Consider the following 21056-nt stretch of genomic DNA (forward strand, 5'->3'; position numbering starts at 1 on the left):
GGATCCGCCATGCAGGAACTCGAACAGCGTCTCCAGCAACGTTTCCCCGATTGGTTCCATGGCCGTCGCGGCCAATTGGCGCGGCCGTTGCTGCGCAGCGTCGGCCGCTGGTCGCGCCTGGACCAGATCGAAGCCTTCCTGCAGCGCAGCTCAGGCCTGCGCGGCTTCGGTTTCGTCGCCGCCGGCCTGGAGTTCATCGGCGGCCAGTACCAGGTGGATCCGGCCGCGCTGGCGAAGATTCCGGCCACCGGCCGCCTGCTGATCGTCGCCAACCACCCTTCCGGGGCTCTGGACGCATTGGCCTTGCTGGACGCGGTCGGCCGTATCCGCCGCGATGTGCGGATCGTGGCCAACGACCTTCTGGGGGCGATCGCGCCGCTGCAGGATCTGCTGTTGCCGGTGCGCATCCTGGGCGGCAAGGCGCAGCGCGGCAGCCTGCATGCGGTGGAGCAGGCGTTGGCCGCCGAGCAGTGCGTGATCGTGTTCCCGGCTGGCGAGGTCTCGCGCCTGTCGCTGCGCGGCATCCGCGATGGCCGCTGGCAGCGGGGATTTGTCCGCTTTGCCCGCGCGGCCGGCGCGCCGGTGCTGCCGGTGCGGGTGGAAGCGCGCAACTCGGCACTGTTCTATGGCGCCTCGACCCTGTTCAAGCCGGCCGGTACCGCGCTGCTGGCGCGCGAGATGTTCACTCGTCGTGGCCGCCCACTGCGGCTGAGCATCGGCGAGCCGATGCGGCTGGGCGACGGCGGCGATCCGGGTGCCCAACTGCTGGCGGTACGCCGCGCACTCTATGCGCTGGGCCGCAATGGCGCGGCCGGCAATGCCGCTGCCTGCGCAGGCCCTGAGCCGCTGGCCGCTCCGGTGCCACCTTCGCAGGTCGCCGCTGGCATCGCAGCCGCCACCCAGCTGGGCCAGACCGCCGACGGCAAGCAGATCCTGCTGGCCACCTGCACTGCCGATTCGCCACTGCTGCTGGAACTGGGCCGCCTGCGCGAACTGACCTTCCGCCAGGTGGGTGAGGGCACCGGCCGCAGCCGTGACCTCGACAACTACGACCCGCAGTACGAGCACATCGTGATCTGGGACGCCGCCGCGCAGCGCATCGCTGGCGCGTACCGGATCATGCGTGGTGCCCACGCGTTGGCCCGGCACGGCCTGTCCGGCCTCTACAGTGCGTCGTTGTTCCGCTATTCCGACGACGCCATCAGCCACATCGCCGAAGGCCTGGAACTGGGCCGCAGCTTCGTGGTGCCCGACTACTGGGCAGCCGCAGCCTGGATTACCTGTGGCAGGGCATCGGTGCCTACCTGCAGTGCCGGCCGGGGATCCGCTACCTGTTCGGCGCGGTGTCGATCAGTGCGGCGCTGCCGCGCGATGCGCGCGAGCAGCTGGTGGCGTACTACCAGCGCTATTACAGCGGCACCGCCGGCATGGCCGAATCGAACCGGCCGTTCCAGTACTTCGCCGCACCGCCCAGTTTCGGTGAGCTGGATGCAGGCGCCGCGTTCGACGTGCTCAAGGCCAACCTGGCTGCACTCGGTACCGGCGTACCCACGCTGTATCGCCAGTACACCGATCTGTGCGAACCGGGCGGCGCGCGCTTCCTCGCCTTCGGGGTGGATCCGGACTTCAGCGATTCGATCGACGGCCTGATCGAGGTGGATCTGTGTGCGATCCGGCCGAACAAGCGCAAACGTTACCTGCGCGACGCGGGGACGCCGGCATGAGCACGCTGGCGAACCTGTCGCCGAACCGGCGCGCGGTGTTCGTCTCCGATGTGCACCTGGGCTCGCGCCATTGCCATGCCACCGAGCTGGCGCGATTCCTCTCGCAGCTGCGCTGCGAACGGCTGTACCTGGTGGGCGACATCATCGACCTGTGGTGGATGGCGCACCGCCGTGCCACCTGGCGGCAGTCGCACAGCGAGGTCATCCAGGCGCTGCATGCGCTGCGCCGTGCCGGCACCGAGATCATCTACATTCCGGGCAACCACGATGCTTCGCTGCGCCAGGTCTGCGGTCTGATGCTGCCGGCGATGCAGGTGCGCCGCCGCGCCATCCACGTGACCGCCGATGGCCGCCGGCTGCTGGTCGCGCACGGCGACGACTACGACGGCGTGACCCACTTCGGCGGCCTGCAGGAAAAGTTCGGTGACTGGCTGTATTACCGCATCCTCACCGGCAACCAGGCATTGAACGCGGTGCGCCGCCAGCTTGGCATGCGCTACTGGTCGCTATCGGAGTTCCTGAAGAAGCGCAGTGGTGCGGCTGAACGCTACATCGAGCGCTTCGTGCAGGCCGGCCTGGACGACGTGCGCCGGCGCGGCCTGGACGGCATCGTCTGCGGGCATATCCACCGCGCCGCGCTGGTCGAACGCGATGGCCTGGTCTATGCCAACGATGGGGATTGGGTGGAAAGCCTGACCGCGCTGGTCGAAGACCACGACGGCGCGCTGCGCCTGCTGGACCACAACGGCCAGACGCTGGTGGAGCTGCCGGGCGCGCGGTTGTCGCAGGCGGCATAGCCCGCGTGTGTCCCGCTGTAGAGCCGAGTCCATGCTCGGCTGTCGTTGCGCGCAACGAAGAGCAGCAGAGCATGGGCTCGGCTCTACATACACCGCGCGCAAGCCGCTAGCATCGGCCCATGGATTCATTGACCCAGATCGTGCTCGGTGGCGCCGTCGCTGCTGCCATCGCTCCGCCCGGCCATCGCCGCGCGGCCCTGCTGGCCGGTGCCGCGCTCGGCACCCTGCCGGACCTCGACGCCCTGTGGCTTGGCTTCACTGCGGCCGACCCGGTGGCGAACATGACCGAACACCGCAGCTTCAGCCATTCGCTGCTGGTGCTGCCCTGGGTGGCCGCACTGATCTGGTGGTTGTTCAAGCGCTTCGGCAATGGTCGCGTCGCGCAGTCACCGCTGCGCTGGTTCTGGGCGATCCAGCTGGCGCTGGTTACCCATCCCGTGCTGGATGCGTTCACCGTCTACGGTACCCAGTTGTGGTGGCCGCTGCGGCCACACCCAACCATGGGCTCCAGCGTCTTCATCATCGACCCTGGCTACACGGTGTGGCTGCTGCTGGGCTGCGTGCTGGCCTGGTTTGGTCGTGCGCGGCCCTGGGCGGGCAAGGTGCTGGGCGCGGCGTTGCTGTTCAGCAGTGGCTACCTGGGCTGGGGGCTGATAGCCAAGGCGCAGGTCGATCGGGCCGCCCAGCAGAGCCTGGCGGCGATGGGCCTGGGTGACGCGCCGCGCTTCTCGGTGCCGATGCCGTTCAATACGCTGCTGTGGCGGGTGGTAGCGATGACGCCCAATGGCTACGTGGTGGGTGATCGCTCACTGGTGGCCGACCATGGGCCGATGCGGTTCGAAGGCCATGCGTCCAACGTGCAGGCCTTGCGCGAAGCGCGGGCCATCCCGGCGGTGCAGCAGCTGCAATGGTTCAACCGTGGCTTCATGCGTGCGCAGGTCGTGGACGGAAGGCTTGTGCTGAGCGATCTGCGCATGGGGCTGGAACCGGACTACACCTTCAACTTCGTCGTCGCCGAGCAGGCGGACGGGCAATGGCGGGCGATCGTGCCCGAGCAGGTGCGGGCGGACTACAGAAGCCCGGCCGCGCGCGCTGATGCCGGGCGCCGGCTGGCGGCGATGTGGCAGCGGATCTGGCATGCGCCCGAGTAGATCCACGCCCTGCGTGGATGAAGGGACATCGGCGGTGGCAGCCACGCGTGGCGTGGCTCAACTGCGTCGATCAGCGCCCGCAGCCGGTGCCGTTGAGTAGATCCACGCCATGCGCGGATGAAGGGACATCGGCGGTGGCAGCCACGCATGGCGTGGCTCTACTGCGTCGATCAGCGCCCGCAGCCGGTGCCGTTGAGTAGATCCACGCCCTGCGTGGATGGCGGGACATCGGCGGTGGCAGCCACGCATGGCGTGGCTCTACTGCGTCGATCAGCGCCCGCAGCCGGTGCCGTTGAGTAGATCCACGCCATGCGTGGATGAAGGGACATCGGCGCTGGCAGCCACGCATGGCGTGGCTCCACTGCGTCGATCAGCGCCCGCAGCCGGTGCCGTTGAGTAGATCCACGCCATGCGCGGATGAAGGGACATCGGCGGTGGCAGCCACGCATGGCGTGGCTCTACTGCGTCGATCAGCGCCCGCAGCCGGTGCCGTTGAGTAGATCCACGCCCTGCGTGGATGGCGGGACATCGGCGGTGGCAGCCACGCATGGCGCGGCTCTACTGCGTCGGTCAGCGCCCGCAGCCGGTGCCGTTGAGTAGATCCACGCCATGCGTGGATACGGGAGCATTGGTGCCGCGTCGGCTCAATACACCGTCGCGCGGCCCTGCACGAACGAATAGAAGAACACTGCATTCGGGTCGTTCTGCACCAGCCGGAACTCGCGGCGCATGCCTTCCACGGTGTCCTCGTCCACCGAGCCGGCCTGCAGCAGCTGGTCGGCCGCCGACAGCAGCAGCTGCTCCCAGAACGCGATCATGGTCTTGCGACGGGCAGGCTCGCGGTTGTCCAGGTGGATGGTCTTGATCTCGGTATGCACGTCGCGGAAGCCGCCGGCCAGCAACAGGTTGCCCAGCTTGGCGCCGACGAACGGGTCGCCACCGTGGTCGTACTGGAAGTCGTTGAAGGCCATCCAGTAGCGCCAGATGTGCGGCGAGTACGGATCAAGCAGGAACGAGGCATTCATCACCTCGGTGATGTAGACCGGTGAACCCGGCGCCAGCACGCGGCGCACTTCACTCAACACGCGTGCCGGTGACGGAACGTGTTCCAGCACCCAGCACAGGAAGGCCGAATCGAAGCTGCGCGCCTCGAACGGCAGTTCGCCGGCATCGGCCTGCTGCAGGGTGTAACGGTCGCTGCACCAAGGGGTGCGCGCCAGGTTCTCGCGCGCGGTGGCCAGCTGGGTCTCGCTCAGGTCCACGCCGGTCACGTGCAGCTCGGGGAAGCGGCGCAGCAGGATCTCGGTCTGCGCACCCACGCCGCTGCCGACTTCCAGCAGGCGCCGCGCGCCGCTGTAGTCGATCTGGCCGAAGATGCTCGACTCCAGCAGGCGCGCCTGGGTCATCAGGCGCTGCTGCTCGGTGCCGGAGAACCCGTGCAGGTAAGTCGGGGAGGAAATCGGCGGGGTCATGGGGCGGGCTCTCGGAGTTCAATTCGGTCGAGCAGGCTCGACGTTGCGACGCGGCAGGGCGGTCAGGCCGCCGAAGACAGCGCCGGTTCCCCGTCAATCAAGCGGTCGAAGTACTCGGTGGTCAGCGCGATCTGGCTCTGCGGATCCTCCGCGCGGTTGACCACCGCGCGGAAGGCGGCGTTCTCCGGCCGGTCCTTGGCATACCAGCCCAGGTGCTTGCGCGCGATGCGCACGCCCTGCGGTTCGCCATAGAAGGCATGCAGTGCGTGCAGGTGGCCAAGCAGGATGTCGCGCACTTCGGCCAGCGACGGTGGCGGCAGTTCCTCGCCGGTGGCCAGGTAATGCGCCACTTCGCGGAAGATCCACGGCCGGCCCTGTGCGGAACGGCCGATCATCACCGCGTCCACGCCAGTTTCCTTCAAAACGTGGGCAGCCTTCTGCGGCGAATCGATATCGCCGTTGGCGATCACCGGAATGCGCAGGGCGGCCTTGATCTCACCGATGGTGGCGTACTCGGCCTGGCCGGTGTAATGCTGGTCGCGGGTGCGGCCGTGCACGGCCAGTGCAGCGATACCGCTGTCCTCGGCGATGCGCGCGATCAGCGGGCCATTGCGGTGGTCACAGTCCCAACCGGTGCGGATCTTCAGGGTGACCGGCACGTCCACCGCGTTGACCACGGCTTCGAGGATGCGCGCCACCAACTGCTCGTCGCGCATCAGCGCCGAGCCGGCCCAGGCGTTGCACACCTTCTTGGCCGGGCAGCCCATGTTGATGTCGATGATCTGCGCGCCGTGGTCGACGTTGTAGCGCGCCGCCTCGGCCAGCTGCTGCGGCTCGGTACCGGCGATCTGCACGCTGATCGGCGCCGGCTCGCCCTCATGGTCCATGCGGTGGATCGACTTGCGCGTGTTCCAGAAGCGCGGGTCGCTGATGGTCATTTCCGAGGCGGCCAGGCCCGCGCCCAGCCGTTTGCACAGCAGGCGGAAGGGCTTGTCAGTGACGCCGGCCATGGGCGCCAGCACGACGTTGGGGGCGATGGTGTACGGGCCGATCTGCATGCGCCCATTGTAGGGCGCGGGCGGCGGTACGGCCGTGTCGGGTACGGTCCGGTTCAGGCCGATCGGCACCGACCTCATGCCGTACCGGCATCAGCAGATGCTTGACGGTTGCTTCCGTCGCCCCCAAGGGCGGGCGATGGTGGCCGGCTAACCCAGGCTCTGCCAGGCCTGGCGGGTACCCAGGGCGAAGGCCAGCCCCAGGCCCAGGCAGGCCAGCGAACTGACCACCCAGAAGCGCCGGCCGTTGTACCCCGGCCGGAACAGTGCCAGGCCGAAGCCCGTCGCGGCGCGCAGCAGCAGCAAGGCAGCGATGGCGGGCAGGACCAGGCGGCTGGCCGGCAGCGGCGAATGCCAGCCCGCGGCGGCCAGTGCGTACAGGGTCCAGGCCACCAGCACGGCCGTGATGCCGGCGGTCATCAACGGTGGCCACCAGTGCCCCGCATGCGCGAGCCGGACTACGCGCTGGCCGGCACCGAAGTATCTGTACCACGCGGCGCCGAAGGCGATGCAGCCGATATGCAGCAGCGCCGCAGCGGCACTGCCTGCGGCCGCGACCAGCAACCAGGGGAATCCGTCCATGTCCTGCCCGTGCAAGGAAGCTGCGCGGATCGTGAGCGAGGGGCAGGATGTGGGCAATGCGACAGGCGGTCGCAGGGGCTGGGCAATGGGCAAAAGAAGGGCCCAGGTGCCTGTGCACCCGGGCCTTGTCATCCACGCGTGGCGTGGAATTACTTGGCTTCGGCGTCGGCCGGGGTGAAGCGCGGCATCGCCGCTGCAGCGCCTTCCTTCTCGGTCGAGCGACCGGCGAACTGGTTGGCAAAGCGCACGTGGCGGGCGAACGGGGCGTCGGCCACCTGCGCCAGCGACGCGGCCAGCGCACCGTTGAAGGCATCACCGGCACCGGTGGTGTCGATGGCCTGCACCTGCTCGGCGCCGACGCGGTAGTACGGCTGGGTATCGCCGCGCAGGTTCTCGTCGGCATGCGAGACGAACACGCCCACCGAACCCAGGGTCACCACCACGGTACCGTTGCCGACCAGCTTGCGGCAGAGCGCATGCAGGCTGACGCCATCCAGCGCGGCGACATCGTTGGCATCCACGCGCTCACCGACATGGCGACCGAGCAGCGCGGCGAACTCGGTCTCGTTCGGGGTGATCACATCGGCCAGCTTGAGCAGGCCGATGGTCGAGGGCGCGTCGGCCGGTGCGGTGTTGAGCACGGTGGTGACACCGGCCTCGCGGGCCGTGGCCAGCGCCGCTTCGATGGTCTGCACCGGCGATTCCAGCTGCACCAGCACCACCTTGGCGCTGGTGAGCAATGCCTGCTGCTGTTGCAGGAAGTCGGTGCTGAGCGCGGCGTTGGCGCCCGGGCCGATCACGATGGTGTTGCGGCCACGCGCGTCCACGTAGATGCCCGCAGTGCCGGTCGGCTCGCTGCTGGCTTCGGCAATCAGGCCGAAGCCATCCTGCGCGGCCAGTTCACGTGCGGTGGCGCCGCCGGCGTCATCGCCCAGCGCGCACACGAAGTGCGTCTCGGCGCCGGCGCGGCAGGCGGCCACGGCCTGGTTGAAGCCCTTGCCTCCCGGGCCGGTGCTGTAGCGGCCGGCAATGGTCGCACCCGGTGCCGGCAGCGACTCGCACCGCCACACGTGATCGACATTGAAGGAACCGACGACAACGACACTGCTGCTCATAGGAAATCTTTTCTCAACCAGGGGTTCAACTGAAGTGCGTCAGCACGCCGGCGATGGTCGCCGTCATGAAGGTGGCAATGGTACCGCCCAACACCGCGCGCAGGCCGAACTTGGCCAGATCGTGGCGACGTTCCGGCGCCAGGCCGCCGATGCCGCCGATCTGGATCGCGATCGAGCTGAAGTTGGCAAAGCCGCACAGCGCGTAGGTGGCGATCAGGCGGCCTTCGTCGGACAGGCTCACGCCCGCCACCTGGCCGTTCACGATCTGCGACAGCTCGGTGTAGGCCACGAACTCGTTGATCACGACCTTCTGGCCGATCAGCGAACCGACGGTGGTGGCATCAGCCCACGGGGTACCGATCACCCAGGCGATCGGGGCCAGCACGTAACCGAAGATGGTCGACAGGTTGGTCGGCTTGCCGATGGCAGCGGCCAGGCCGGTCACTTCGCCGAACCAGGTGAGCGGTGCATTCAGCAGCGCGATCAGGGCGATGAAGGCCAGCAGCATCGCGCCGATGTTCAGCGCCAGCTTCAGGCCGTCACCGGCACCGGCAGCGGCCGCGTCGATGATGTTGCTGGAGGTCTTCTCCACTTCCATCTTCACCGTGCCGCGGGTCAGCGGGGTGCCGGTTTCCGGAATCAGCAGCTTGGCCACGACCAGGGTGGCCGGTGCGGCCATGATGCTCGCCGCCAGCAGGTGCTTGGCGTAGAAGGCCTGCTGCGCCGGGTCGCCACCGCCGAGCATGCCCACGTAGGCCGCCAGCACGCCGCCGGCGATGTGCGCCATGCCGCCGATCATCATGGTCAGCAGCTCGGACTGGGTCATCCTGGCGATGTACGGGCGCACGGTCAGCGGCGCCTCGGTCTGGCCGATGAAGACGCTGGCGCAGACGCTGGTGGTTTCCGCGCCGGACACGCGCATCACCTTGGTGATCGACCAGGCCATCACGCGCACGATCGCCTGCATGACGTTGAGGTGGTACATGACCCCCATCAGCGCCGAGAAGAAGATGATGGTCGGCAGCACCTGGAAGGCGAAGATGAAGCCGTAGTTCTTGGTGTCCATCAACGAGCCGAAGATGAAGCCCGAGCCCTCGTTGACGAAGCTCAGGACCTTGACGAAGCCCTTGCCCAGCGCATCGAACACGTCGCGCCCGCCCGGCACCAGGATCACCAGCGCCGCGAAGGCGATCTGCAGGGTGATACCGGTGGCAACCAGCTTCCAGTCAACCGCACGCTTGTTGTTGGAAAACAGCCAGGTGATGCCGATCAGCACCGCCAACCCGAACAGGCCGAAGCCGATCCTGCCCAAACCTTCGACCATGTGAGTGACTCCCCTGGGGCGTCGCGAAAAACGGGAAGCCTAGTGCAGGGCAGGGGCCGGGGCAAGAAAAAGCAGCGTGCGCGCGCCCATCGGTACCGATCAGGCCAGCAACGGCAAGGGCTTGCGGCCGGCGGCGGCAGGTAGAATGGGGCTCGATCCCGGCCCGGATGCGGGCCCGCAGCAGGAGATTCGCATGCAATACCGTCGCCTGGGCTCCACCGGCCTGCCGATTTCCGCCCTGTCCTTCGGCGCCTGGGTGACCTTCGGTGACCAGATCCCGCGCGACGAGGCCCGCAACCTGGTGGCTGCCGCCTGGGACCACGGCGTCAACTTCTTCGACAACGCCGAGGGCTATGCCAACGGCCGCGCCGAACAGGTGATGGGCGATGTGATCGCCGACCTGCGCCTGCCGCGCGATGGCATCTGCGTCTCCAGCAAGGTGTTCTTCGGCAGCGCCAAGGACCCACGGCCGACCCAGCGCGGCCTGTCGCGCAAGCATGTGACCGACGCCTGCCATGCCGCGCTCAAGCGCCTGCGGGTGGACTACCTGGACCTTTATTACTGCCATCGCCCGGATCCGGACGCGCCGATCGCCGAGACCGTGCATGCCATGGATACCCTGGTGCGGCAGGGCAAGATCCTCTACTGGGGACCTCGGAGTGGTCGGCGGTGCAGATCCAGCAGGCGCTGGACATCGCCGAAGCACGCAACCTGCAGGGCCCGTCGATGGAGCAGCCGCAGTACAACCTGCTGCACCGCGAACGCGTCGAGGTCGAGTATGCGCCGCTGTATGCCGGTGCCGGCCTGGGCACCACCATCTTCTCGCCGCTGGCCTCGGGCCTGCTGACCGGCAAGTACGACCAGGGCATTCCGGCCGATGCGCGGCTGGGCCGCGAGGGCATGGAATGGCTGCAGGCGCTGGTGCTGGGTGACGACGCCGAGGCCCGCCTGGCCCAGGTGCGCCGCTTCAGCGAAGCAGCGCGTGAGCTGGGCCACGCCCCGGCCGCGCTGGCGATTGCCTGGTGCCTGCGCAACCCGAACGTCTCCAGCGTGATTCTCGGCGCCAGCCGGGTGGAGCAGCTGCTGCAGAACCTGCAGGCACTGGACGTGCTGGAGCAGGTGGATGCGGCCGGCTGGGCCGAGATCGAAGCCGCCTTCGGCTGACAGCCCTTTGTAGAGTCGAGCCATGCTCGACTCCGCGCGTAGCGCGTGCGTTTCCAGGCGACGGTGCCAGGAGCAGTCGAGCATGGCTCGACTCTACAAAAGCGCCGCGCCATCTTTTGATTGATGACACCTATTGAATTTTCGAATTCGATCATTAATCCCATCAATCAAATTGAGAATGGTTGTTGATTGTCAACTGAGAATCATTATCATTTGACTCGTCCCTCGCACGAGTCCAGATGCTCATGAATGCTCAACCTGTACTGCTGCGCCCCGAAACGCTGACCCTCCGCGATCGTCCGGTCCGTGTCGTTCCGCCGGAAGAGGTCATCGACAGCGAAGCCCTGCTCAAGGGCCGTCGTGAAATCCTGATCCAGCACGGCGACCGCTTCTACCGCCTGCGGCACACCAGCAACGACAAGCTGATCCTGACCAAGTAATCGCGGCCTGGTCGCCCGCCTCCCTCCCTCCTGCCGGCAGCGCCGGCAGGGTGGGCGACCCGTCCGCGCCCGCTCTCTCCCCCTCGGTCTACCGCGTGCACCTCCCGGGTGTGCCGGTAACCGGGGTTCCCCTGCCTGACCGAACGAACCCGATGACCCGCCCTACCGCCCTTTGCCTCGCCGTCTGGATGGCCCTGCCGCTGTCCGCCCATGCTGCTGCCGCGGCCACCGCCGCGCCTGATGCGCGCGACTTCGACCGCGTGCAGGTCACCGCCACCCGCACCGAGCGGGCAGTGAGTGACGTGGCGGCCACCGTGGATGTCATCGACCGCGAGCAGATGGACCGGCACCTGGTGCAGGACATCAAGGATCTGCTGCGCTACGAGCCGGGCCTGTCGGTCAGCCGCAGCGCCGCGCGCTTCGGCCTTGGCAGCATCCGCATCCGTGGCCTGGACGGCAACCGCGTGCGCGTGCAGACCGATGGCATCGCCATGCCCACCAGCTTCAACATCGGCTCGTTCTCCAACGCCAACCGCAACTTCACCGATCTGGACACGCTCAAGCGCGTGGAGATCGTGCGTGGCCCGGCCAGCTCGCTGTACGGTTCCGACGCGCTCGGGGGCGTGGTGGCCTTCGTCACCAAGGATCCGGCCGATTACCTGAAGGATGGCAAGGACAGCTACGTCGGCCTGAAGTTCGGCTACGACGGTGAGTGGAAGGGCCTGCTCGGCGGCGTGACCAGCGCGTTCGGCGGCGAACACTGGAGCGGCATGGTCAACATCAACCATCGCCAGGGCCAGGAAACCGGTAACAAGGGCGATGTTCGCAGCCTCGACAACACTCGTACCGCGCCCAACCCGCAGGACCGCGACGGTCGCAGTGGCCTGGCCAAGCTGGTCTATGCACCGAGCGAGGACCAGCGCTTCCGCCTGACCGTGGAAGGCAACGAAGACAACACCGATACCAACGTGCTGTCCTCCATCGACCGCACCACCACCACCGGCATGAAGGCGCGCGACACGCAGAACCGCACCCGCGTGTCGTTCGCCCATGAAATGGATGCGCTGGACAAGGGCTTCGCCGACAACCTGCATTGGCAGCTGTATACCCAGCACAGCGAGACCAACCAGATCACCGACGAAGACCGCGCCAACCGCAGCCGCCGCCACCGCGAGTTCAACTTCGACCAGCGCGTGTACGGCCTGCAGGCACAATTCAACAAGGCGTTCAGCACCGGCAGTGTCGAACACGCGCTGACCTACGGCTTCGAAGGTGCGCGTACCGAGATCCGCCAGAAGCGCGACGGCTATCAGGTTCTGGCCAATGGCCAGACCAGCACCACCATCCTGCCCGACGCCTTCCCGGTACGCGACTTCCCGATCAGCAAGACCACCGAGCTGGGCCTGTACGCGCAGGATGAAATGCGCATGGCCGGCGGCAAGCTGTCGCTGGTGCCGGGCGTGCGCGTGGATCGCTACGAGCTGAAGCCGGAAGTGGACAGCATCTTCGCCGACGACAATCCCGGCGTTGCGGTGGCCAGGCTGACCAAGACCAGCGTCTCGCCGAAGCTGGGCGTGGTCTATCGCTTCACCGACGAATGGTCGTTGTTCGCCGGCTACTCGCATGGTTTCCGCTCGCCGCCGTACAACGACGTCAACCTGGGCTTCACCAACTTCGCCTTCGGTTACACCGCCATCCCCAATCCGGACCTGAAGCCGGAAACCAGTGATGGCATGGAGCTGGGCCTGCGCTTCCTGTCACCGGCCGCCTACGTCAGCGTCAGCGGCTACTACAACGAGTACAAGGATTTCATCGAGTCGCAGTCGCTGGTCGGCACCAACGCCCAGGGCCTGATGGTGTTCCAGTCGCGCAACATCGCCGATGCGCGCATCTACGGTGCCGAACTGAAGGCTGGCGTTGACTTCGGCCAGATCAACCCGGCGCTGCAGGGCTGGGCGCTGCGCAGCTCGGTGGCCTGGTCGCGCGGCGACAACAAGACCGAGGACACTCCGCTGGATTCGGTCGACCCGCTGCGCGGCACCGTCGGCCTGATGTACGACACCGACGCCTGGGGCGTCGAACTGGCCGGTACCTTCGTCAAGCGCAAGGACCGCGTCACTGCAGCGACGGTGTACCGCCCGGCCGGCTACGGCGTGGCCGACCTGATGGCGCACTGGAACTTCGCCCCGGGCGCGACCTTCAACGTCGGCGTGTTCAACCTGGGCGACAAGCGCTACATCGATTGGTCCAACGTGGGTTCGACGCTGTCTGCGACCAGCCGCGTGCTGGATCGCTACACCAGCCCGGGCCGCACCCTTTCCGCCAGCCTTGCCGTTTCCTGGTGACCTCATGAGCCGCGCCTTGTCCGCACGCAGGAATGACGCCATCGCCGTGCAGGGCAGCGCGGCCTGGCCGACCCCGGCACAGCTGGCCACGCTCGGCACCGTGTTGTGCCTGTACCACGCCGACGGCAACGAGCTGGGTGGCTGGCGCCAGGCGGTGCGCGTGCACGCCTGCCAGGGCGTGGACAGCGAGGGCATACGCGAAAGCCTGTGTTTCCTTGATACCCGCGGCCGCTGCGTGTGGCGCCTGTACCTGCTGCCCGACAGCGATTTCCTGGCCTGGGACCGGCTGGTCGCGGCGCTGCCGCCGGGCCCGGAGCACGACAGAGATGGCAGTGTCGGCGAACGCCTGTGGCGTCGCCTGGCCGGGCACCTCGGCGGCCAGCGCTGGCGCCTGTGCACGCTGCGCCTGCATGCCGCGGACGAGGGCCGCACGCTGGCAGCCAGCCTGTCGACCCTGTCCTCGCTGGGCGCGGCCACCGCGCGTCGCATCGCTCGGTTGGAAGGTGCCGAAGGCGAGCTGGCGATCGACGATTGCTGCTGCGCCGACGCCGCGCGCCGGCCGACACCCCGTATTCCCGGCGACCTGCCGCTGATCCGCCTGTGATCCTTTCCTGATGGAACGCCCGCCGGCCCTGGATGGCCTCTCAACGAACCTGCAACCCCGAAGGAAGACCCGATGAAGTTCCAGACAGCCAGCGTCATGCTGTTGCTCGCTGCCAGCGGCGTGGCCAGCGCGCAGCCCTCCGACATCGCCCGCGACCACGACAGCATCCTCGCCATGCAGGGCGAGTACACCGTCGACTTCGCGTTCGACGAGACCGTGCTGCTCAAGCCCGGCTACGAGCGTGCGCCGGCGATGCGCAGCGGCGGCAGCGAAGTGGTCATCGTGGTCGAGGACACCCCGCAGCGCATCGTGCTGCAGCACCTGTTGCTCGATGAGAAGAGCGGCCACATCACCAAGCACTGGCGCCAGGACTGGGTCTACGAAGCGCCCAGCCGTTTCGAGTTCAGCGCCGACCAGACCTGGCAGGTACGCCGCATTCCCGCAGCGGTGAACCAGGGCGCCTGGACCCAGTGCGTGTATGAAGTGAGCGATGCACCGCGCTACTGTGGCACCGGCAAATGGACGTACACCAACAACGTGCCGAGCTGGACCAGCGACCTGAGCTGGCGCCCGCTGCCGCGTCGTGAATACACAAAGCGCAGCGACTACAACGCGCTGGCCGTGGTCAACCGCCACACGCTCACGCCCAATGGCTGGACCCACGAGCAGTTCAATACCAAGGTGCAGCGCAACGCCGACGGCAGCCAGGTGGAGATCGCCCGCGAGTTCGGCTTCAACGACTACGTCAAGACAACCGAGGTCGACTTCACCCCGGCCCGCGCCTACTGGAAGGCCACCGCCGGCTACTGGGCCAAAGTGCGCCAGCGCTGGGACGGCTTCCTCGGCCAGGCCCCGGGCGTGCACCTGAAGACCAAGCTCGATGGCATGGCGATGATCATCCCGCTGTTCACCCAGGCCGAAGAGATCCAGTCCGGCAAACAGGTGAAGGACGCGCAGATCGACGAGGTCTTCGCCAAGTACGTGGAAAAGGCGCAGTAGATCCACGCCATGCGTGGATGTGCTTGTTCCTTGAACACTGGCAACGCCGTCATGTGCTTTTGGCAGGTGCCGAGCTTGCTCGGCACACGCTTTCCCGCATCCACGCATGGCGTGGATCTACCGGCAAGTGCCGAGCCTGCTCGGCACGCCGTCCGGAGGCGCAACCGATTCAGGCCTCGCGCAACGCCAATGCCGGCGGCGTATGCAGGATCGCCCGCGTACCCCACCAACCCGCCAACAGGCTCAAACCGATGCCGACTACGCCGCCGATCAGCAGCCCTGGCCACGGCGGCAGCAACGGCAGCTCGAACACCTTCTGCGAGACCGCCACGCCGATGGCAGCCGCTGCGCCCACCGCCAGCATCGCCGCCAGCGTACCCAGCGCGCCGAACTCCACCAGCACCGCACCGCGCAGCTGGCGCCGGGTCGCACCCAGGGTGCGTAGTACCGCGCTGTCGTAGCGGCGCTCGCCGGCGGTGGCCTGCAGCGCGGCCAGCAGCACCAGCACGCCGGCCAGCAGGCTGAACACCATCACCAGCTGCACCGCCTGCGCCACGCGCTCCATCACATCGCGCACCTGCGAAATCACCGCATCCACGTCCAGCAGCGACAGGTTCGGCTGCGCGCGCACCAGTTCGCCCAGGCCCGCCGCCTTGCCGGCCGGCAGATGGAAGGCCGACAGCAGGTTGTGCGGGGTTTCGCCCACCGCATTCGGGTTCAGCAACACGAAGAAGTTCGGCCGGAAGGTGTTCCAGTCCGCCTTGCGCACGCTGGTGACGGTGAACTCGCGCTCCTGCTCGCCCACCGCAATGGTGATGCGGTCGCCGGGGTACAGGCCGTAGCGTTTGGCCCAGCCGATTTCCACCGAGGCTTCCGGTGCGGTGCTGTCGGTTTTCCAGAACGTGCCATTGACCAGCGTATTGGCCGGCGGGAACGTGCTGCGCCAGCTGAAATTCAGTGGCCGGTTCTCGTCATCGTCATCGCGCTGACCTTCGCCTTGTGCCGCTTGTCCGTCCTGACCGGGCTCGCGGTCCACGCGCAGCGGTGGCTTGCCATTGATCGCGATCAGGCGGCCGGTGGCCATCGGTTCGATGCTGGCGTCACCGGCGCCCAGTCCACGCAGCGTGGCCAGCACGCTGTCGCGCTGTTCGGGCTGGATGTTGATCAGGAAGTAGTTGGGCGTGTCCGCCGGCAGGCGCTCGCGCCATTGCTGCAGCAGGCCGGGGCCGGTCACGGCCAGCAACAGCAGCGCGCACAGCGACAGCGACAGCCCGACCAGCTGCATTACCGCCAGTATCCGGCGCCGGGTCAGCGCGGCCAGGCCCAGCCGCCAGTGGCCGTGCAGGCGGTGCTGCAGGCCGCGCAGCAGTTGCAGCAGCACGAAGCCGACCACCCCGGCGGCCAGTGCCAGCGTGGCCAGGCCGCCCAGCACCCACAACGCCAGCTTCAGGTCGCCGGTGACTTGTACCGCCAGCAGCAGGCTGGCCGCCAGCGCTGCCACATAGGCCAGCAGTGACGCCGGCGGCAGGGCAGCGAAGGAACGGTTGAGCACCCGCATCGGCGGCACCCCGCGCAGGCGCAGCAGCGGTGGCAGGCCGAAACCGAACAGCAGCAACAGGCCGATGCCGGCGCCGGTCAGCGCAGGCATCGCCTCGGGCAACGGCAGGCGCTGCGGCACCAGGCTGCCCAGTACCTGCACCAGGCCTTCCTGCGCGGCCATGCCCAGGCCGATGCCGAGCGCACAGGCCGGCACCGCCAGCATCAGCAGCTGCAGTGCCAGGCCAAGCAGGATGTCGCGCTGGCGCGCACCCAGGCAGCGCAGGATCGCCACCTGGTCGATGCGGCGCAGCGCGAAGCGGTTGGCCGCCAATGCGGTGGCCACGCCCGCCAGCAGCACCGCCAGCAGCGCGCTCAGGCCGAGGAAGCGCCCGGCCAGATCGAAGGCCTGGCGCACGCCGCGCTGGGTGTCATCCACGCTCAGCAGGCGCAGGCCCTTCACCTGTGGCAGCAGCCACTCACGCAGGGACGCGACCTGCCCGGGTGGTCCTGCAAACATCAGCCGGTAGTTGATGCGGCTGCCGGGGCCAAGCAGTCCCGTGCCTTCCACATCGGCGCGGTTGACCAGCAGGGTGGGGGACAGCGTCAGCAGGTCGCCGCCGGTATCCGGTTCGGCCTCGATGATGCCGGCGATGCGCAGCGTGCCGGCGCCGAACTCGAGATCATCGCCGGCCTTCAGCCCGAGCCCCTGCAGCAGGCGTGGGTCGGCATAGGCCTGGCCCTTAGGTGGCATGCCGGCATCGGTGATCAACGTACCGCCGGGCGTGGCCCGTACCCGCAGCGTGCCGCGCAGTGGATAGCCCGCCTGCACCGCCTTGATGCTGGCCATCTGGCTGGCGTCGCCGTTGAACAGCACGCTGCCGAAGCTGGCGATGCGGGTGTAGGCCAGTCCACGCCGTTGTGCCTCGTCGGCGAATGCCTGCGGCGGGTCATCACGCCCGGCGATGCCGAGATCGCCACCGAGCATTTCCGCCGCGCTGCCGGTCAGCGCCAGGTTGACCCGGTTCACCAGCGTGCCCACCGCAGTCATCACCGCCACGCCCAGCACCAGTGCGGCGAAGACGGTGAGCAGGTCGCCGGCCAGCGCCTCGCGGCGCAGTGCGCGCCACGCGTGGCGCAGCACGTTCATGCCTGTGCCCCACGCTCGACCGGCAGCAGGCGACCGTCGTCGATACGATGGATGTACTGGCAACGCTGCGCCAGGCGCATGTCGTGGGTGACCAGTACCAGGGTAGTGCCGCTGCCGGCGTTGAGTTCGAACAGCAGGTCGCTGACGTGCTGGCCGGTGGCATGGTCCAGCGATCCCGTCGGTTCGTCGGCGAACAGGATGCGCGGCCGGGTGACGAAGGCACGCGCCAGTGCCACGCGCTGCTGCTCGCCACCGGACAGCTGGCGCGGGTAGTGGCGGGCGCGATGGGAGAGGCCGACCTGCGCCAGCACTTCATCGACCCGCGTGCGATCCTCGCGCCCGGCGAGTTCCAGTGGCAACGCGACGTTCTCGGCGGCGGTCAGCGCCGGCAGTAGGTGGAAGCTCTGGAACACGAAGCCAACCTCGCGCGCGCGCAGCTGGGCCCGCGCTTCTTCATCGAGGTCGCCCAGGTCCTGGCCCGACAGCGCAATGCGGCCCCGACTGGGCAGGTCCAGCCCGGCCAGCAGGCCGAGCAGGGTGGTCTTGCCCGAACCGGAGGCGCCGACGATGGCCGCGCTGGTGCCTTCATGGACGGTCAGGGTGATGTTGTCCAGTATGTGGACTTCACCCTCCGGGCCCTGCACGGATTTGCCGACCTGGTCGACGGCGATGGCGACGGGCGCGCTGCGGGGGACAGGCTGTCGATGAGGAGACTCCAATGCGCAAGACGGGATGGAGCCGGCGAGCCGGCGCGATGATGGTGCTGCTGCTAGGGTTCCTGCTGTTGCCGGGGCTGGCCTGTGCCAAAGGTCCGGCTGGCACCGTGCTGGTGCTCGGCGACAGCCTCAGTGCCGCCCACAATATCCCTGCCGACGCCGGCTGGGTCAGCTTGCTGCAACAGCGGGTCAGGCAGCAGTCGAAAACCCCGGCGCGCATCGTCAACGCCAGCATGAGCGGGGAAACCACCGCCGGCGCGCTGACCCGCCTGCCGGGCCTGCTGGCCAGGGAGAAGCCGACCGTGGTGGTGATCGCGCTGGGCGGCAATGACGCGCTGCGCGGGCTGACCCCGGCGCAGGTGCAGGGCAACCTGGAAAAAATGGTGCAGGCCAGCCAGAAGGCCGGTGCCAAGGTGCTGCTGCTGGGCATCGACGTGCCGCCCAACTACGGACCGGCCTACCGCCAGCGCCTGGCCGCGGCCTACAAGGCGCTGGCCACGCAGTACAAGGTGCCGCTGCTGCCGTTCCTGCTGGAGGGCGTGGCCCTGCAGCCGGGCATGATGCAGGGCGACGGCCTGCACCCCACGGCGCAGGCGCAGCCGAAGGTGCTGGACAACGTCTGGCCGCTGCTCAGGCCGCTGCTCTGAACCGTTTGTGTACCTCTTGACGGAACTTCACATCGCGTCCACCGTCGATCCGGCATGTTTCACAAAGCTGAAGTTAGAGGGAATCACATGCGTCAGACGAAGGAGACCTCCGGCTTGGTGCTGGTGGTCGAAGACAACCGCAACATCTCCGAGATGATCGGGGAATACCTGGAAGGTCGCGGCTTCGAAGTCGACTATGCACAGGACGGCCTGGATGGCTACCGCCTCGCGGCGGAGAACAGCTATGACGTCGTGGTGCTCGATCTCATGTTGCCGCGCCTGGATGGCATTGAAGTGTGCCGTCGCCTGCGCAACGATGCGCGCAAGTCCACGCCGGTGCTGATGCTCACGGCACGCGACACGCTGGACGACAAGCTCACCGGCCTCGGGTTCGGTGCCGATGACTACCTGACCAAGCCGTTCGCGATCCAGGAGCTGGAAGCCCGCCTGCGCGCGCTGATCCGTCGCGAACGCCGCCAGGTCGGTTCGGAGGTGCTGAAGGTCGCCGACCTGGTGCTCGATCCGGTCAGCATGCGGGCTACCCGTGCCGGTACCGAGCTGCAGCTGTCGCCGATCGGCCTGCGCCTGCTGACCATCCTGATGCGCGAATCGCCGCGCGTGGTCACCCGCCAGGAGATCGAACGCGAGATCTGGGGCAATGGCCTGCCGGATTCGGACACCCTGCGCAGCCATCTGTACAACCTGCGCAAGATCATCGACAAGCCGTTCGACCGTCCGCTGCTGCACACTGTGCAGAGCGCCGGCTATCGCATTGCCGATATTGCCCAGCCGATGGCCTGATCGGGGCCCGGCCTGTGCAGCATCAGGCCCGGCCGGGCAACGACCCCGCACCGGGCACGGATGACCGGCCGGCGCTGCCGCCGGTCAGCGTCCGTGCACGACTACGGCGCAGCGCGCTGCCTATAATCGCAGCGCTCTGACCGGGACCCCGCAATGCCGCACGGCCTGCCGCGCAAGATCCGTATCGCCTTCATCCTGCAGGCAGTCCTGGCCAGCCTGGGCATCCTGCTCGGTGCCTGGCTGGTCTCGCTGGTGATCAAGCACAGCCTGGTCGGCGCCGCCCTGCGCGAGGAAGCGGCCTATTACTGGACGCTGCACGAGGCGTCGCCGGTGCAGCCGCCGCCCAACACCCACAACATCCGCGGCTACCTGCTGGAAAGCGGGCAGTCGGCACTGTCATTGCCGGCCAACCTGCGCACCCTGGAGCCTGGCTTCCACGAGCTGCCCCAGGACGACCAGCTGGTGCTGGTCGACGTGCGCCCTGCCGGTCGCCTGTACCTGGTGTTCCTGCGCTCGCGCGCGGAGATGCTGGCGTTCTGGTTCGGCATCGTGCCGGTGCTGCTGACCCTGTTGGCGGTGTATGGCGCCAGCTGGGTCACCTACCGTGCCTCCAAGCGACTGGTGTCGCCGGTGAACTGGCTGGCGCGGCGCGTCTCGCGCTGGGACCCGGGCCACCCCGAAGCGGCCGATCTGGAGCCGAACAAGCTGCCGGCGGACATGCAGGGCGAGACCCGCCAGCTGGCGGCCGCACTGCATTCGCTGGCCAACCGGGTCAGCGCGCACGTGGCGCGCGAGCGCAACTTCACCCGTGATGCCAGCCATGAGCTGCGCACGCCGTTGACCGTCATCCGCGTGGCCAGCGACATGGCCCTTGGCGATGAAACCCTGCAGCCGCGCCTGCGCCGCAGCCTGCAGCGCATCCAGCGTGCAGGCCGTGACATGGAGGCGGTGATCGATGCGTTCCTGATCCTGGCCCGCGAGGCCGATGTCGAACCGCAGATCGAGCTGTTCGACGTCAACGACATCGTCCGCTACGAGGTGGACAACGCCAACGAGCTGCTGGGCAACCGGCCCGTATCGGTGCACCTGCACGGCGACGGCCCGGTACAGCTGCACGCACCGCCGCGGGTGCTGCAGGTGGTGGTCAGCAACCTGGTGCGCAATGCCTGCAGCTACACCGACGAAGGGCGTATCGACGTGCACGTGCTCAATGACCGGGTGGTGGTGCGCGATACCGGCATCGGCATGTCCGCCGAGGCGCTGTCGCGCGCGTTTGAACCGTTCTACCGCGCCGAGCCGAGCCGTCCGCAGGGCACCGGCCTGGGCCTGTCGATCGTGCGCCGGCTGTGCGACCGCTTCGGCTGGAAGGTCAGCCTGGCCAGCGAGCCGGGCAAGGGCACCGAGGCTACGGTGATCTTCCGGTAGAGGGATTTT

Annotated in this window: 16 protein-coding genes and 2 pseudogenes; 11 read left to right on the forward strand and 7 right to left on the reverse strand. The window is 67.9% G+C overall.

The annotated features are described in order from the left end of the window. Window positions 1–9 precede the first annotated feature (9 nt). The 3 genes and pseudogenes from olsF (at window position 10) to DL544_RS03275 (ending at window position 3672) form a co-directional block, all read left to right on the forward strand. Window positions 10–1724 (forward strand): annotated as a pseudogene (gene olsF, locus DL544_RS03265) (bifunctional ornithine lipid synthase OlsF). After that, window positions 1721–2521 carry a UDP-2,3-diacylglucosamine diphosphatase gene (locus tag DL544_RS03270; protein WP_139726742.1) on the forward strand — a complete coding sequence of 267 codons (801 nt, stop codon included), beginning with the start codon at window positions 1721–1723 and terminating at the stop codon, window positions 2519–2521. The pseudogene olsF and the gene DL544_RS03270 overlap by 4 nt, the downstream one beginning before the upstream one ends. A 119-nt stretch (window positions 2522–2640) precedes the next feature. Next, entirely contained in the window at window positions 2641–3672 is a 1032-nt protein-coding gene (locus tag DL544_RS03275) for a metal-dependent hydrolase (protein ID WP_139726743.1), read from the forward strand. Between the two features lie 644 nt (window positions 3673–4316). Here DL544_RS03275 and DL544_RS03280 read toward each other — a convergent pair. From DL544_RS03280 to DL544_RS03300, 5 genes are all read right to left on the reverse strand, one after another. Then, window positions 4317–5144: a methyltransferase domain-containing protein gene (locus tag DL544_RS03280; protein WP_049414053.1), complete on the reverse strand. Its 828-nt coding sequence runs from the start codon at window positions 5142–5144 to the stop codon at window positions 4317–4319. 62 nt (window positions 5145–5206) lie between these two features. Then, window positions 5207–6202, reverse strand: a complete 996-nt coding sequence (gene dusB / locus DL544_RS03285) for a tRNA dihydrouridine synthase DusB (protein WP_065178788.1) — start codon at window positions 6200–6202, stop codon at window positions 5207–5209. A gap of 147 nt (window positions 6203–6349) precedes the next feature. Continuing rightward, window positions 6350–6781, reverse strand: a complete 432-nt coding sequence (locus DL544_RS03290) for a hypothetical protein (protein WP_053500089.1) — start codon at window positions 6779–6781, stop codon at window positions 6350–6352. Between the two features lie 149 nt (window positions 6782–6930). Then, window positions 6931–7896 (reverse strand): ribokinase, encoded by a 966-nt coding sequence (locus DL544_RS03295; RefSeq protein ID WP_139726744.1) that lies wholly within the window; start codon window positions 7894–7896, stop codon window positions 6931–6933. 25 nt (window positions 7897–7921) lie between these two features. Continuing rightward, complete coding sequence (locus DL544_RS03300) at window positions 7922–9220, reverse strand: NupC/NupG family nucleoside CNT transporter (RefSeq protein ID WP_005415322.1); 1299 nt, start codon at window positions 9218–9220, stop codon at window positions 7922–7924. Window positions 9221–9413: 193 nt separating this feature from the next. On the opposite strand from DL544_RS03300, the pseudogene DL544_RS03305 reads away from it, so the two are divergent. The 5 genes and pseudogenes from DL544_RS03305 to DL544_RS03325 all read left to right on the forward strand — a co-directional run bounded on the left by DL544_RS03305 (window position 9414) and on the right by DL544_RS03325 (window position 14772). Beyond that, a pseudogene (locus DL544_RS03305) lies at window positions 9414–10384 on the forward strand (aldo/keto reductase). 245 nt (window positions 10385–10629) lie between these two features. Beyond that, the gene (gene hemP, locus DL544_RS03310; protein ID WP_005412278.1) at window positions 10630–10824 is read left to right on the forward strand and encodes a hemin uptake protein HemP; all 195 of its coding nucleotides are present in this window, start codon (window positions 10630–10632) and stop codon (window positions 10822–10824) included. A gap of 152 nt (window positions 10825–10976) precedes the next feature. Further along, window positions 10977–13169 (forward strand): TonB-dependent hemoglobin/transferrin/lactoferrin family receptor, encoded by a 2193-nt coding sequence (locus DL544_RS03315; protein WP_277948695.1) that lies wholly within the window; start codon window positions 10977–10979, stop codon window positions 13167–13169. Window positions 13170–13173: 4 nt separating this feature from the next. Then, window positions 13174–13773, forward strand: a complete 600-nt coding sequence (locus DL544_RS03320; RefSeq protein WP_065178741.1) for a ChuX/HutX family heme-like substrate-binding protein — start codon at window positions 13174–13176, stop codon at window positions 13771–13773. Between the two features lie 72 nt (window positions 13774–13845). After that, window positions 13846–14772 carry a DUF6607 family protein gene (locus DL544_RS03325; protein WP_065186809.1) on the forward strand — a complete coding sequence of 309 codons (927 nt, stop codon included), beginning with the start codon at window positions 13846–13848 and terminating at the stop codon, window positions 14770–14772. A 169-nt stretch (window positions 14773–14941) separates the two neighbouring features. Here the strand turns inward: DL544_RS03325 and DL544_RS03330 are convergent, their stop codons facing one another. Both DL544_RS03330 and DL544_RS03335 read right to left on the reverse strand, forming a co-directional pair. Then, window positions 14942–17458: an ABC transporter permease gene (locus DL544_RS03330; RefSeq protein WP_139726745.1), complete on the reverse strand. Its 2517-nt coding sequence runs from the start codon at window positions 17456–17458 to the stop codon at window positions 14942–14944. Next, complete coding sequence (locus DL544_RS03335) at window positions 17455–18102, reverse strand: ABC transporter ATP-binding protein (RefSeq protein WP_005415330.1); 648 nt, start codon at window positions 18100–18102, stop codon at window positions 17455–17457. The genes DL544_RS03330 and DL544_RS03335 overlap by 4 nt, the downstream gene beginning before the upstream one ends. A 74-nt stretch (window positions 18103–18176) precedes the next feature. Here DL544_RS03335 and DL544_RS03340 point away from each other — a divergent pair, with 74 nt between their 5' ends. From DL544_RS03340 to DL544_RS03350, 3 genes are all read left to right on the forward strand, one after another. Continuing rightward, window positions 18177–18821 (forward strand): arylesterase, encoded by a 645-nt coding sequence (locus DL544_RS03340; protein ID WP_053500077.1) that lies wholly within the window; start codon window positions 18177–18179, stop codon window positions 18819–18821. Window positions 18822–18908: 87 nt separating this feature from the next. After that, the gene (locus DL544_RS03345) at window positions 18909–19622 is read left to right on the forward strand and encodes a response regulator transcription factor (protein ID WP_002811889.1); all 714 of its coding nucleotides are present in this window, start codon (window positions 18909–18911) and stop codon (window positions 19620–19622) included. Window positions 19623–19775: 153 nt separating this feature from the next. Continuing rightward, on the forward strand, window positions 19776–21047 hold the full coding sequence (locus DL544_RS03350; RefSeq protein ID WP_065178739.1) for a sensor histidine kinase: 1272 nt from the start codon (window positions 19776–19778) through the stop codon (window positions 21045–21047). The last annotated feature ends 9 nt before the right edge of the window (window positions 21048–21056 follow it).

Origin of the sequence: Stenotrophomonas sp. pho, from assembly GCF_006228405.1 — a bacterium.
Lineage (GTDB): Bacteria > Pseudomonadota > Gammaproteobacteria > Xanthomonadales > Xanthomonadaceae > Stenotrophomonas > Stenotrophomonas sepilia.